Below are 13,729 nucleotides of genomic sequence, written 5' to 3'. Positions count from 1 at the left end.
CATGATTCCCGCAGAAGTATTCCTGACGTTCATTCTCATGCTGTCCATTTTCCTGGGCTTTGAGCTGATCAACAAAGTGCCGGCCACCCTGCACACACCGCTGATGTCTGGCGCTAATGCGATTTCCGGCATCACCGTGGTGGGAGCTATCGCGCTGGCAGGTACCGGTGAGAGCGACCTGGCCCAATGGCTGGGTTTCTTCGCTGTGGCCCTCGCCTCCATTAACGTGGTGGGTGGTTACCTGGTGACCGATCGCATGCTCGCCATGTTCAAGAAGAAGGAGGGCTAAGGCATCATGGACAACTTGATTCAATACGCCTATGTAGTTGCTGCGGCCCTGTTTATATTTGGCCTGAAGCAACTTGGCTCCGCCGCGACTGCGCGTCGCGGCAATATGATCTCCTCTTCCGGTATGCTGCTGGCGATTGTCGCCGCACTGCTGGATCAGGGCATTCTTGACTATCAGATGATTGTCATCGGCATGGTTGTTGGCGGTGCTATTGGCGCTTATGTTGCCCGCACTGTCGAAATGACCGCGATGCCTGAAATGGTGGCCATGTTTAACGGCTTCGGCGGTATGGCCTCCCTGCTGGTGGGCATGGCTGCCATCGCTCCTGGTGCAGATGCCTTTACCCTCACCACCATTGTTTTGTCGATCCTGATCGGTGGCATGACCTTTACCGGCTCGCTCGTTGCCTACGGCAAGCTGAGCGAGCGCATTTCCAGTGCTGCGGTCATGTTTGCCAAGCAGCAAATGGTAAATGGCCTGATTGTGGCCGGTATTGTCCTCAGCGGCGTGATGTTTGTGAACAATCCCGACGCCACGTTCTGGCTCTTCCTGGTAGTGGTCTTGTCGCTGGCCTTTGGCATCATGGCTGTGATCCCCATCGGCGGTGCCGATATGCCTGTGGTCATCTCGCTGTTGAACTCCTACTCTGGCCTTGCGGCTTGCGCGGCTGGCTTTGCGGTGGACAACAATATCCTGATCGTCGCCGGTTCTCTGGTGGGTGCCTCCGGCATCATTCTTACCCAGATTATGTGTAAAGCGATGAACCGCTCGCTCTCCAATGTTCTGTTCTCTGGCTTCGGCAGTGGCGTACAGGACACTACCGAGGTCGAAGGCGAGATCAAGCCCATCTCGGTCGAAGACGCCTACTATGTTCTGGAAGCGGCTTCTTCTGTGGCCATTGTTCCCGGTTACGGCATGGCAGTTGCGCAGGCCCAGCACGTGGTAAAAGAGCTCACCGAGCTGATGGAACAAAACGGCGCGGAAGTGAACTTTGGTATTCACCCGGTTGCGGGCCGTATGCCGGGTCACATGAACGTGCTGCTGGCTGAGGCCGATGTGCCTTACGACCAGCTGCTGGAGATGGACGACATCAACCCACGTATGGAAACTGTGGATGTGGCTATTGTGATCGGCGCTAACGACGTGGTTAACCCGGCGGCTCGCGAGAACGAGGGCAGCCCCATCTACGGCATGCCGGTGATCAATGTCGATACCGCGCGCACGGTATTCGTACTGAAGCGCTCCATGGCCTCCGGCTTTGCCGGCATCGAGAATCCGCTGTTCTACAAAGAGAACACCCGGATGCTGTTTGGTGACGCCAAGGAATCCATCGGCGGGCTGATTCGAGAATTCAGCTGATAGACCTTTTGATTCCACTCGAACGCCGGCCTCTTTGGTCGGCGTTTTTGTTTGTATTCCCTCTCCACGGCCTCATCTCGGTCCAGGCCACCAATCCGGTCCATTGAGACCCAACGCAAGTCTGAAAAATCAACCCATCGAGAGATTGTAGAACCCATGAGCGGCATCAATGCCGCCAAACGGTGGACACGCTAGCCTGTGGCCTTATCCTGACAATAAGACAGAGAGAGGATGATCATGGCCGCACCCAGTAAAGCCGCTGAAAGTGCCCCCGAGCCACCATTGATGAAAGCCCTGCGCGCCGAACACCGCCATATGGCGGGTGTGATGCAGTTGTTTCTCGATCAGTTGCAGCTGATTGAGAGTGGGGGAGACGCTGATGCTCATGTTATTTACGAGATCATGGACTATATGGTGAGCTGGCCCGATGAGTATCACCATCCCCGGGAAGACCTGATTTACAGCCGCGTCGCCGAGCTTGATGGCAAGGCTGCTGATGAGGTGGATACGCTGCAGCGAGACCACGATCGCACGGCCAAAAACGGGCGTAAGTTACTGGCGGATATTCGTGCCTGGCGCAAGGGTGATCTGGCGGACGAAAAGCTGGTGGCGGCCGGACGTGCCTATGTAGAGCATTGCTACGAGCATATGAACGTCGAAGAGAAGCTCGTGTTCCCTCATATCGAAGAAGTACTGTCTCTGGACGACTGGCGTGACCTTGCCGCGGATGACCAGCTCAAATCGGTGTCTGTACCTGTGTTCGGGCCGGCTGTGCAGCGCGAGTTTCGCACCCTCACCCGGCGCCTGCGTCGCCGCGTGCGGCACACCGCGGAGAAAGGGGCCGTCGCTGAATTGATCGGGATAGAGGCGCTGATGGAGTCGCTTGATGTGGTCTCGCGGGCCTATGAATCAGCTGGTGCCAGTGCCAGCGATCATTTTCATACAGCAGTGGAAGACGCCCGCAGTATGTTCCAGGAGGAGCCGCTGACGGCACCTCTGCGCTGTGTTGCGAACAACACCCGATTGAGCGTTTCCTTCGCAAAAGAGGTAGTGGCGCTGTCGCGGGATGCCATTGACGACCTTGCCGAACTTAACGGTGAGCGCTTGCAGCGGCTGAAAAAACTGGCGCGCTAGCCCGGTTCGCGAAACTGAAGACTGGCCAGACGGGCGTATAGATCGCTGGTCTGCAGCAGCTCCTCGTGCTTTCCTGTGGCGACTACCTGGCCGTGATCGAGAACGGCGATACGATCGGCGTGGAGAATCGTCGACAGGCGGTGGGCGATAATTACCGTGGTTCGATTTTTCATCAGTTCCTCCAGCGCTTGCTGTACCTGGTACTCGCTCTCGGTATCAAGGGCGCTGGTGGCTTCGTCCAGCAGTAGAATTTGCGGGTCATTGAGTATTGCCCGTGCCAGGGCAATACGTTGGCGCTGGCCACCGGAAAGTCGAACGCCCTGTTCGCCAAGGTGGCTGGCGTAACCTTCGGGTAGCTGGCTGATGAACTCGTGGGCGTGGGCGGCTTTGGCCGCAGCGACAATCTCCTCTTCCCCCGCATCCAGCCGGCCGTAGGCGATGTTATAGCGCACGTCCCCGGTAAAAAGCGTGGGCTGCTGTGGCACCAGGGCAATGTGTGAGCGCAATTGCTGCAGACCGAGTTCGCGGATATCGCGCCCGTCCAGGGTAACGCTGCCCTGCTGTGGATCGTAGAAGCGCAGCAGCAGTTCGAGTACGGTAGATTTTCCCGCACCAGAGGGGCCGACGAGAGCGAGGCTCTGGCCTGCCTGGATATCCAGGTTGAAATCTTTCAGCGCCAGCACCTGAGGCCGGGTCGGGTAACTGAATTGGACATTTGCCAGCGCGAGGGACGGTTGTTGTTGGTGGTCGGGCAGGGTCAATTCACCCGGATCGGCGATCAGGCTCCGGGTATTCAGCAGTTCCACCAGTCGCTCAGCTGCGCCGGCGGCGCGCTGCAGTTCACCCCAGACTTCAGAGATTGTTCCCACGCCCATGCCCACCATGACCGCGTAGAACACAAAGGCGCCAAGTTCGCCGCCGCTCATCCTGCCGCTGATAACGTCCTGGCCGCCCTCCCACATCATGGCGGACATGCCAGCGAAGAGCATGAAAATCGCCCCGCAGATCAAAAGCGCGCGCTGGCGAATGCGGTTTCTTGCGATTGCAAAGGCGCGCTCGACTTCACCGGCAAACGCCTCGCTTTCGAACTTCTCGCGGGTGTAGCTTTGCACTACGCGAATGTGTTGGACAACCTCGCCGGCATAGCTGCCCACGTTGGCGATGCTGTCCTGGCTCTGGTTGGAGAGGCGCCTGACCCTGCGGCCGAAAACGATGATCGGTAACAAAACCAGAGGCACGCCTACCGCGATATAGAGGCTCAGCTTCAGGTTGGTGATAAACATCATGACCAGAGCGCCGGTGGTGGTCAGGCTGCTTCGCAGAGCCATACTGAATGACGAACCAATGATGGTCTGTAGCAGTGTTGTGTCGGTTGTGATCCGCGACATGATCTCGCCGGAGCGATTGGTTTCGAAATAACCGGGATGCAGCCGGACGATGTTGTCAAAAACCGCCTTGCGCAAATCTGCGCTGACCCTTTCACCTAGCCAGGACACGAGGTAGAAGCGAACAAACGTGCCCACCGCGATGGCAGCCGCAATTGTCAGGAGCAGGGCGATCGCCGCTTTGAGATCGGCACTGGTGCCACCACCGATTCCCTCATCGATCAGTACCTGGAGGCCCCTGCCGAGCGCCAGTGTTGCTCCTGCGGTGAACAGGAGGGCGAGGCTCGCGCCCAGCAATCGGGCCTTATAGGGCCACAACAGCCGGAACACCGGGAGCAGGGAGCCAATGGGCCCCTTGGGCCGGTTCATGAGCTGGCGTTGTGTTCGTCTGTGTTCTCGAATTCGATGAGCTGGCGCGGCCCACCAAAGCGCGCGCCAGAGCTCGCACCTATTTCGACGATGCCCAGGTTAAGTTGCTCCGCGACCAACAGAAATTCCTGATAGTTGGTTGTATCCACGCCAGCATCCAGGCGCAGGACAGCGGTCCCTTCCTGAATATTCTCGAAACGGACACTGATGGTTTCATTCAGCACTTTCTCTTCCGCCACCATCAAGTTTCGCACGGCCTCAAGGACGTGCTCGAGCTGCTCTCGCGAGGGCAGCACCATCTGATAGCGACGGAAGTAGCGAATTCGGTCGCGCTCGGTAAAGTTCTCAATTTCAACGGAAGAGAACACGGAATTCGGGATGACCAACATGGAGCGATCGAGGGTGCGGATCAGGGTGGAGCGCAGACCGATCTCCTCTACCGTGCCGGTGACATTCCCGAAGCGGCAGAAATCGCCTGCGCTGACCGGTCGTGCGGTGTAGAGCGTAATCGCACCGATCACGTTCTCGAGGGTTTTTTGCGCTGCCAGTGCGACAGCCAGCGAGCCGACGCCGAGACCGGCGAGAATGGTGGACATGTCGTAGCCGGCCTGCTTCGCCCAGAACAGGGCTATGATGGTGACCACGAATACCTTGATGATGGTGGTAAACGGTTTAAGCAGCGCGACATAGTGCGTATTGCCGGCATACTGCATCTTGCGAATCTGGTAATCCCGCAACAGTGATAGCAGGCCCATGAGCAACACGGTCCAGGCGATGTAATCGAAGCCGGCGGATTCGATCAGTATTCGCGAGGTCAGGGATAAGCCCAGCTCGCCGATGAAATAGCGGGCAATATGCAGGAACAAAAAGAAGCGGAAAGAGCCGCGGAAGAAGCGTTGTATGCCCAGAGGAAAGCGATTCGGGATCAGTAGCGCAATTCGCATGAGTAGATAGCTGATCAGGACCGCCGCAGGCCAGGCCAGCAGGAAAAATACAATTGCCCCAGCGATTTGCCAGTTCTGCATCCCGAGGAATGTGAACTCAGGCAGGATGCCGGACAGTTGGATGGCCGTTTCGCCATAACCGAGTTCATCCCACATATCCGGAATGCGCGCGACGGTGGCGTTCGAGAGCTTCCAGATTCTGCCTCCCTTGCCGTCGGGAACACGCTGTACGTAGATGGGAACATCTTCTTCCTTGAGGGACACCAGGCCCACCTGGTCGCGATAACTGGGAAGGCCGTCGTCCAGGTCGCCGTCCGGTGCATCGCTGATAGACGTGATATCCAGAATGTTCTGGCGGTTCCAGACATAGCCCAGTGCTCTCAGCAGCTGCTCGTCATTGAAGTCGCCGATGTCGTCTTCGATATAGCGTCGATCGAGAAATTTGCTGGCCGCTTCGAAGTCGTTCTTCTTCACCGCTTCGCGTAGTCCGAGCATGGCCGCGAGTGGCGAGGCCTGCTCTTGCAGCGCATCTGGATGAGTGGAGGATATTTCCTCTACCAGTTGTTCGGATTTCTGCGCTGCCTCGATCAGCTCTCGAGCTGAGACATCGGGGTCTGTTTGATCGATCTGGGCGGCAGCGTAGCTGACCGGCAGGGCGAAAAGTACAGCGAGGGCAAAGCTTTTGATGGTTGTCGACATGGGGCAGGTCCTGATGCTCGAGGCACCATGGTAGCGCAAAGCGGCGGTTTAGGCGCTGTCCACTTCTTCGCGTTTTTGTACGAAGCGACCGAAGAACACGCCGAACTCAAATAGAATCCACATGGGGATGGCCAGCAGAGACTGTGAGATCACGTCCGGTGGGGTGAGCAGCATGCCAAAAATGAAGCACCCTACGATGATGTAGGGCCTTTTTCTGGCCAGCGTGTCGGCATCGGTGATGCCGGCCCAGATCATGATGATGGCAGCGATCGGGATCTCGAAGGCAACCCCGAATGCGAAAAACAGCTTGAGCACAAAATTCAGGTAGCTGTTGATGTCCGTCATGATAGTGATGCCTTCCGGGCCGACACTGGTAAAGAAGGCAAAGATAAGCGGGAACACCACGAAGTAGGCAAATGCCGCACCCGCGTAGAACAGGGCGATGCTCGACACCAGCATGGGAATGGCAAAGCGCTTTTCGTGCTTGTACATCCCTGGGGCCACGAAACTCCAGATCTGATACAGGATGTAGGGAATGGCTGCGAATACCGCTGTAACCAGGGTCAGTTTGAACGGGGTGAGAAAGGGCGAGGCTACCTCGGTGGCGATCATAGTCGCGCCCTCGGGCAACAGGGCCCGCAGCGGTTCGGAGACGAAAGTGTAGATTTCGTTGGCGAACGGAAACAGGCAGATAAACACCACCAGCACGGCTACCAACGCGCGTAAGATGCGGTCGCGGAGTTCGGTCAGGTGGGCGACCAGCGGCAGGGGCTGGTCGTCGATATCAGCTTCGCTCATTCGGCTTTATCTGCTGTGTTGTCAGGGCCAGCTTTTCTAGCGGCACCGGCTTGGTCTTCGGGTTCACTCAGGGGGTTGAGATCTTCGGCCGCTCGCTGCACGTTTTTGGCGAGGCCGGAGGCTTCATCGCTCAGCTGCTGTTGGGTTTTTTTCAGTTCCTGCATGACGCCGTCGTTGTGCAGTTCCTGCTCTACTTCACGCTTTATGTCGCTGAAGCCGCGTTTTATGCGGCCGAGCCACGCGCTACCGGTACGGATAGCCCCGGGCAGACGCTCCGGGCCAATAACCAATAGGCCGACGATGGCGACAATGACCAGTTCGGTGAAGCCAATGTCGAACATCGGTGCTTACTTGTCCTTCGCTTCTTCGTCAGAGGGGGCTTTCTCTTCCGGGTCGGCTGCGCCTTCCTCGGTCATGCTGTTCTTGAACCCCTTTACTGCGCTGCCCAGATCGGAACCGAGAGTACGCAGGCGCTTGGTACCAAAAAGCATTACAACGATGGCGAGAATGATCAGTAGTTGCCAGACACTAATTCCACCTATTCCCATGACTTACTCCACTACTTTCTGTTGATTCAATTTAGCGATTACTTCGGTGCTCTGGAGGCTTTTTCTTCAAGGCCCGACAGGCCAAACCGCTCTGCCAGGCAATCGAGGACCTCGCTGTGTTCCACATCGAGTTGAGCGAGGGCGACCATACTGTGAAACCAAAGGTCCGCCACCTCGCCGACCAGTTCCTCGCGGCTGCCGCCGTTTTCAAGATCCTTGGCCGCCAGGATGACTTCGGTGGCTTCTTCACCGATTTTTTCCAGAATTTTGTTCAGCCCTTTGGCATAGAGGCTGGCGACGTAAGACTCATCCGCCGCCGCGGACTTGCGCTGCTCCAGGGTCACTGCCAACTGGCTCAGGACGTCACTCATTGTTTGCTCCCGTATAGCTCGCTGGGGTCGCGCAACACTTCTTCTGTTGTGCGCCATTCGCCTTCGTCATACTTGAAGTAGAAACAGTGGCGTCTGCCAGTATGACAGGCAATGCCGCCAACTTGTTCGACTTTCAGCAGCACGGTGTCGCCGTCACAATCCAGGCGGAGTTCCTTCAAATGCTGGATATTGCCGGACTCTTCACCCTTGCGCCAGAGTGCGCCTCGCGAGCGGGACCAGTAGATACCTCGCCCCTCGCGGGCGGTAAGCTCGAGCGCCTCGGCGTTCATCCACGCCATCATCAGCACCTCGCCCGTCTGCCAGTCCTGGGCGATAGCCGGTACCAGGCCGTCTTCGTTCCATTTAACTTGTTGCGTGAACATTTCGATTATTCCATCGGGGTGCACCATTATGGCACAGGGTACTCTTGCTCACGACTCCCGCGGCCACAGCAGCGCAAGGCCCAGGGCCCCGAGCAGCCAGGTGGCGAGTGGCGCTTGCAGTAGCTGATTCCAGGCACCGGGGATCGCAAACAGTACTGCCGCGCCACAGGCGAGTGCGGCCGCCAGGAATCGCCGCCTTTGACGCACTGCCTTTTGAGTTTCCTGCTGTAATTTTTGTACCCTTTGCTGCTGCAGATCGAAGCGTTGCTCCAGCTCCCGGGCGTGCTGCAGATTGTCCATAACTACGTCGGGTAATTGAGGCAATTGCTCGAGCCAGGAGGGGGCGTGGCGCTGCAGCCGCTTGAGCATCGATTGGGGTGAATAGCGTTCCGCCACCCACTCCTCAAGGAAGGGTTGGGCGGTATCCCACAGGTTGAGCTCTGGATACAGCTGACGGCCCAGACCCTCGATGTTGAGCAGGGTCTTCTGCAGCAGTACCAGTGAGGGCTGGACCTCCATGTCGAAACGGCGGGCCGTGCGAAACAGATAGATCAACAGCTCGCCAAAGGATATTTCGCTGATGGGACGTTCGAAGATCGGTTCGCACACGGCGCGCATAGCAGATTCGAAATCTTGCACCCTTGTGTTGGGTGGCACCCAGCCACATTCGACGTGGAGCTGGGCCACTTCGTGATAGTCGCGGCGGAAAATAGCGAGCAGGTTGCGCGCGAGATAGTACTGGTCCGACTCTGACAGCGCGCCGATGATTGCACAATCCACGGCGATATAGCCTGGGTTCTGCGGGTCGGTGGCGTCGACAAAGATGTTGCCCGGGTGCATGTCTGCGTGAAAGAAACTATCGCGCAGTACCTGGGTAAAGAAAATCTCCACGCCTCGCTCGGCCAGCAGTTTAAGGTCGACATTGAGGTTGCGCAGGGTATCCATGTCCGTCACTGGAATACCCGAGATGCGCTCCATGGTATACACCTGGCGGCAGCTGTAGTCCCAGTGCACCTGGGGAACGTACACCAGGTTACTACCTTCGAAGTTGCGCCGCAGTTGCGAGGCATTGGCCGCTTCCCGACCCAGGTCCAGCTCGTCCAGAATGACCAGCTCGTAGTCGCTGACAACTTCCACCGGACGCAGCCGTCGCCCATCGGGCACATAGCGCTCTACTGCTCTGGCGAGGGTATACATAAGAGCCAGGTCCTGGCGGATGATCGGCTCAATATCGGGCCGCACTACTTTCACCACCACCTCTTCACCACTATGCAGTGTGGCAGCGTGTACCTGGGCGACGGAGGCCGACGCCATGGGTGTGGTTTCGAAGCTGGCGTAGAGCTTGTCGATGGGGCTCCCGAGAGCGCGTTCGATAATGGCAAGCGATTCTGCCTCCGGGAAAGGCGGTACATCGTCTTGCAGCTTGGCGAGCTCAGAGGCAATGTCTTCCGGTAGCAGGTCGCGTCGGGTAGAGAGCATCTGGCCGAACTTGATAAACACGGGCCCCAGCTCTTCCAGCGCCTTGCGCAGGCGCTCACCGCGCGACAGATTTGGGCTGCTCGCCAGGCGCCAGGGGAAAACCTTGAGCCCCCAGCGAAGCGATTTGGGAAGGCGGTCTGCGTCGACCAACTCGTCCAGTCGGTAGCGGCCAGCGGTGCGCAGGATTTTGGCCAGGCGCAGGGCGCGAGACATACTAGCCGCGCCCCTGTGTGTTTGTTTTTGCAGCCGCTATTTTGCGTGTTATGCGTGCTATGCGCGATTCCAGACGCTCCACCTGCAGTGAAAGCTCCTGTACATCGCGGTAGAAATCTTCCAACTCCAATCGCGGTGGAGTGAGTCTCGCTTCCTCGTGGATGAATTCACTCCACTGACGTTCAAGGCTGGTGCCGGCCTGGCGACCCCAGTTGAATGTGGCGCGCAGGACAGCGGCGAGTTGGTGGCCAGCTACATCGCCAAGCCCTTCTACCAACGGTGCTTCCCAATCAAGGTCCAGTCCTGCGAGCACTTTCTGCAATTCAATCAGCGGGGCACTGTCACCCTGTAATTCCAGCTTGCCGTTGATCAGGGTGGCGGCGGGATCACTGGAGGCGGCGAGTTCAGCGAAATCATTGGCTTCGCCTTTGATACTGGTTGTGACGGGTCCGTCGTAGATGCCCATAAAGGCAATTCCGTCGTCCCTGGGCTGAAGGTAGATCGCTACCGCGGGTGCCGTACAGTGCAGGGCGAATACTTCGTCGTGCAAAGGTGCCAGGCGCGCACCGGCTTCCGGTGCCAGCTTCAGTGCGCGGTTGGCAGCTGCTTCCAACGCCGCGAGGCCCGCAGTGTGGATTGTGGGATTGATCTCCCCGGTCATCTCAGGCCTTGATGCCTTTGTGCAGGGCGACGATACCACCGGTCATGTTGTGGTATTCCACCCGGGCGAAGCCCGCATCTTCCATCATATCTTTCAGCGTATCCTGGTCAGGATGCATACGGATCGATTCGGCGAGGTACTGGTAGCTTTCGGAATCGCCGGCGACCAGTTGGCCCATCAATGGCAGAAGGCGGAAAGAATAAGTGTCGTAGGCCTTGCTGAGCAGTTCATTCTCGGGTTTTGAAAATTCCAGCACCAGCAGGCGGCCACCGGGCTTGAGCACCCGCAGCATCGAGCGAAGCGCAGTTTCCTTGGCGGTCACATTGCGCAGGCCGAAAGCGATGGTGATGCAATCGAAGCTATCGTCGGGAAACGGCAGGAACTGGGCATCTGCCTGGACAAACTCGATGTTGCCCTGGTGGCCAGTATCCAGCAGTTTGTCGCGCCCGACTTTAAGCATGGAATCGTTAATATCGGCGAGCACCACTCGACCGTCATCTCCCACAATGCGGGAAAACTTGGCCGCGAGGTCGCCGGTACCGCCTGCGATGTCGAGGACGCTGTGGCCTTTGCGTACGCCAGAGAGCTCGATCGTAAAACGTTTCCAGATGCGGTGAACGCCACCCGACATCAGATCGTTCATCAGGTCATAGCGCGCTGCCACCGAGTGGAACACGTCTGCCACCATACCTGCTTTGGCTTCTGTATCGACCTGTTGATAGCCGAAATGAGTTTTTTGTTTCTCGCTCATGAATCCTCCTGAGGGCGGGCATTGTACCCCGAGAGGGCGGCCGCCGTCAGTCTAGAGCTTGAGCTGCACGACCTGAACGTCTGGGTCCCGGTTGGCGCCGGCGGCACTGAGTTTGTCGAGATAGGCTTGCCACAGTTGATCATGCTCGGTGCAGAGCTGGTGCAGGTAGTCCCAGGAGTAGAGACCGCTGTCGTGGCCGTCGTCGAAGACCAGTTGCAGAGCGTAGTTTCCGACCGGGCGGATAGCGGTGATGGCGACGTTTAATTTGCCGGTTTGCAGGACTTCCTGGCCAGGGCCGTGCCCCTTGACCTCAGCTGAGGGGGATAGCACCCGCAGGAACTCGCAACTCAAGCGGTAGTTCTGGCCATCTTTATAGCTCAGCTCAAGCTCGCGTGAGCGCGTGTGCAACTGGATACCCTCTGGGCGCGTGGAGTCGCTCATGCTTACAGGATGAAACGCGACAAATCTTCGTCGGCACTGAGCGCCTCGAGCTTATCGCTAACGTAAGCCGCATCCACGGTCACGGCATCGTCGGAGAGGCCGGCGTCGGCCGCTTCAAATGACGCTTCGTCCAGCAGCCGCTCCATGACCGTGTGCAGGCGCCGGGCGCCAATGTTCTCTGTTTTCTCGTTTACCTGCCAGGCCGTCTCCGCAATCTGGCGCAAACCTTCGGGGGTAAATTCCACAGACAAACCCTCGGTTTGCAGCAGGGCCTGGTATTGCTCAGTCAGGGATGCGTTGGGTTCGGTGAGAATTCGCTCAAAATCTTCCGGTGTGAGGGCGCTGAGCTCCACCCGGATGGGCAGGCGACCCTGCAGTTCAGGAATGAGATCTGAAGGCTTGGCCAGGTGAAACGCACCAGAGGTGATGAATAGAATGTGGTCGGTCTTGATCATGCCGTGCTTGGTGCTGACAGTGGACCCTTCGATCAGCGGCAGCAGGTCGCGCTGCACACCTTCGCGGGACACATCGGCACCAGCTCCTTCGGTGCGCTTGGCGACTTTGTCCAGTTCATCGATAAAGACGATGCCATTTTGCTCGGCCGCTTCGACCGCTTTTTGTTTGAGCTCTTCCTCATTCACCATTTTGCCGGCCTCTTCATCGCAGAGGGCGGTAAATGCCGCTTTTACCGGCATTTTCTGGGTTTTGCGCTGACCTTTGGACATGTTTGAGAACATGCCCTGTAGTTGGTTGGTCATTTCTTCCATGCCGGGAGGCGCCATGATTTCCATGCCCATGGCGGGGGTGCTGATGTCTACTTCTATTTCCTTGTCGTCCAGGTCGCCCTCGCGCAGCTTCTTGCGCAGTAGCTGGCGAGTGTTCTCGCCGGTGCTGGCCTGCGCGTCGCGAGCTGGTGGCAGAAGAATGTCGAGAATACGCTCTTCGGCGGCCTCCTCGGCGCGGAAGCGAACCCGGGTGATCTCCTGTTCGCGCAGCATCTTGATGGAGACGTCCACCAGATCGCGAACAATCGACTCTACATCGCGGCCAACATAACCCACCTCGGTGAATTTTGTGGCTTCGACTTTCACGAAGGGCGCATTGGCCAGCTTCGCCAGCCGGCGGGCAATCTCGGTTTTGCCGACCCCGGTGGGGCCGATCATAAGAATATTCTTGGGGGTTATCTCGGCGCGCAGCTCTTCCGCCAACTGCATGCGCCGCCAGCGGTTGCGCAAGGCGATGGCGACGGCGCGCTTGGCCTCGTGCTGGCCGATGATGTGCTTGTCGAGTTCCGAGACAATTTCCCGGGGGGTCATATTGGACATGGGGTGCAGCCTAGTCGGTGTCACCGCAATCGAGTTCTTCGATGGTGCGGTTGTGATTGGTGTATATACAGATATCGCCGGCGATTTCGAGGCCTTTTTCGACAATATCGCGCGCGTCCAGGTCGGTGTTGTCCAGCAGGGCGCGAGCCGCCGATTGGGCAAAAGGACCGCCGGAGCCAATGGCAATGAGGTTGTCTTCAGGTTCAATGACATCGCCATTGCCGGTGATGATCAGTGACGTTTCTCGATCGGCTACCGCGAGCAGAGCCTCAAGCTGACGCAGGGAGCGTTCAGTTCGCCAGGCTTTCGCCAGCTCCACCGCGGCGCGTACCAGGTGTCCCTGGTGCTTTTCCAGTTGGGCCTCAAACAGTTCGAACAGGGTGAAGGCGTCGGCGGTGCCACCGGCGAATCCGGCGATCACCTGGCCCTTGTACAGTCGGCGCACCTTGCGGGCATTGCCCTTCATCACCGTGTTGCCCATGGTCACCTGGCCATCGCCGCCGATCACGACGGTGTTGCCGCGACGCACGGACAGAATAGTTGTGCCGTCGAATTGTTTCACGCGGAGTCTCCTGCAGTA

At 58.1% G+C, this 13,729-nt stretch carries 16 protein-coding genes; 3 read left to right on the top strand and 13 right to left on the bottom strand.

Annotation, left to right across the window (positions count from 1 at the left end; all coding sequences use genetic code 11):
• The first annotated feature begins 1 nt into the window (after position 1).
• The 3 genes from EY643_RS18735 (at position 2) to EY643_RS18725 (ending at position 2,782) form a co-directional block, all read left to right on the top strand.
• On the top strand, positions 2–289 hold the full coding sequence (locus EY643_RS18735) for an NAD(P) transhydrogenase subunit alpha part 2 (protein WP_153240686.1): 288 nt from the start codon (positions 2–4) through the stop codon (positions 287–289).
• A 6-nt stretch (positions 290–295) separates the two neighbouring features.
• On the top strand, positions 296–1,648 hold the full coding sequence (locus EY643_RS18730; protein ID WP_153240685.1) for an NAD(P)(+) transhydrogenase (Re/Si-specific) subunit beta: 1,353 nt from the start codon (positions 296–298) through the stop codon (positions 1,646–1,648).
• 237 nt (positions 1,649–1,885) lie between these two features.
• Positions 1,886–2,782 (top strand): hemerythrin domain-containing protein, encoded by an 897-nt coding sequence (locus tag EY643_RS18725; RefSeq protein WP_240732764.1) that lies wholly within the window; start codon positions 1,886–1,888, stop codon positions 2,780–2,782.
• Here the strand turns inward: EY643_RS18725 and EY643_RS18720 are convergent.
• Genes EY643_RS18720 through hslV form a run of 13 tightly spaced genes read right to left on the bottom strand, consistent with a single transcriptional unit; the run spans position 2,779 to position 13,711 of the window.
• Positions 2,779–4,536, bottom strand: coding sequence for an ABC transporter transmembrane domain-containing protein (locus EY643_RS18720; RefSeq protein WP_153240683.1), 1,758 nt, complete (start codon positions 4,534–4,536; stop codon positions 2,779–2,781). The two genes, EY643_RS18725 and EY643_RS18720, sit on opposite strands and share 4 nt — an antisense overlap.
• A complete protein-coding gene (locus tag EY643_RS18715; RefSeq protein WP_153240682.1) occupies positions 4,533–6,179 on the bottom strand; it encodes a mechanosensitive ion channel family protein in 1,647 nt (548 codons plus the stop codon). The genes EY643_RS18720 and EY643_RS18715 overlap by 4 nt, the downstream gene beginning before the upstream one ends.
• 48 nt (positions 6,180–6,227) lie before the next feature.
• Positions 6,228–6,977, bottom strand: coding sequence for a twin-arginine translocase subunit TatC (tatC, locus tag EY643_RS18710; RefSeq protein WP_153240681.1), 750 nt, complete (start codon positions 6,975–6,977; stop codon positions 6,228–6,230).
• Positions 6,974–7,318 (bottom strand): Sec-independent protein translocase protein TatB, encoded by a 345-nt coding sequence (tatB, locus tag EY643_RS18705; RefSeq protein WP_153240680.1) that lies wholly within the window; start codon positions 7,316–7,318, stop codon positions 6,974–6,976. The genes tatC and tatB overlap by 4 nt, the downstream gene beginning before the upstream one ends.
• A gap of 6 nt (positions 7,319–7,324) precedes the next feature.
• On the bottom strand, positions 7,325–7,525 hold the full coding sequence (gene tatA, locus EY643_RS18700) for a twin-arginine translocase TatA/TatE family subunit (RefSeq protein WP_153240679.1): 201 nt from the start codon (positions 7,523–7,525) through the stop codon (positions 7,325–7,327).
• Between the two features lie 38 nt (positions 7,526–7,563).
• The gene (locus EY643_RS18695) at positions 7,564–7,896 is read right to left on the bottom strand and encodes a phosphoribosyl-ATP diphosphatase (RefSeq protein ID WP_153240678.1); all 333 of its coding nucleotides are present in this window, start codon (positions 7,894–7,896) and stop codon (positions 7,564–7,566) included.
• Positions 7,893–8,279: a phosphoribosyl-AMP cyclohydrolase gene (hisI, locus tag EY643_RS18690; RefSeq protein WP_240732763.1), complete on the bottom strand. Its 387-nt coding sequence runs from the start codon at positions 8,277–8,279 to the stop codon at positions 7,893–7,895. The genes EY643_RS18695 and hisI overlap by 4 nt, the downstream gene beginning before the upstream one ends.
• Before the next feature lie 48 nt (positions 8,280–8,327).
• Positions 8,328–9,971 carry a ubiquinone biosynthesis regulatory protein kinase UbiB gene (ubiB, locus tag EY643_RS18685; RefSeq protein ID WP_153240676.1) on the bottom strand — a complete coding sequence of 548 codons (1,644 nt, stop codon included), beginning with the start codon at positions 9,969–9,971 and terminating at the stop codon, positions 8,328–8,330.
• Position 9,972: 1 nt separating this feature from the next.
• On the bottom strand, positions 9,973–10,632 hold the full coding sequence (locus tag EY643_RS18680; protein WP_153240675.1) for a ubiquinone biosynthesis accessory factor UbiJ: 660 nt from the start codon (positions 10,630–10,632) through the stop codon (positions 9,973–9,975).
• A gap of 1 nt (position 10,633) precedes the next feature.
• Positions 10,634–11,383, bottom strand: coding sequence for a bifunctional demethylmenaquinone methyltransferase/2-methoxy-6-polyprenyl-1,4-benzoquinol methylase UbiE (gene ubiE, locus EY643_RS18675; RefSeq protein ID WP_153240674.1), 750 nt, complete (start codon positions 11,381–11,383; stop codon positions 10,634–10,636).
• A gap of 51 nt (positions 11,384–11,434) precedes the next feature.
• The gene (locus EY643_RS18670) at positions 11,435–11,824 is read right to left on the bottom strand and encodes a gamma-butyrobetaine hydroxylase family protein (protein WP_153240673.1); all 390 of its coding nucleotides are present in this window, start codon (positions 11,822–11,824) and stop codon (positions 11,435–11,437) included.
• A 2-nt stretch (positions 11,825–11,826) separates the two neighbouring features.
• A complete protein-coding gene (gene hslU / locus EY643_RS18665) occupies positions 11,827–13,149 on the bottom strand; it encodes an ATP-dependent protease ATPase subunit HslU (RefSeq protein WP_153240672.1) in 1,323 nt (440 codons plus the stop codon).
• Positions 13,150–13,159: 10 nt separating this feature from the next.
• A complete protein-coding gene (gene hslV, locus EY643_RS18660) occupies positions 13,160–13,711 on the bottom strand; it encodes an ATP-dependent protease subunit HslV (protein ID WP_153240671.1) in 552 nt (183 codons plus the stop codon).
• Positions 13,712–13,729: the final 18 nt, after the last annotated feature.

The sequence above is a fragment of the Halioglobus maricola genome (genome assembly GCF_009388985.1).
Lineage (GTDB): Bacteria > Pseudomonadota > Gammaproteobacteria > Pseudomonadales > Halieaceae > Halioglobus > Halioglobus maricola.
The sequence above is the reverse complement of the archived record's forward strand: the minus strand, read 5'-3'. Positions and strand labels throughout refer to the sequence as shown.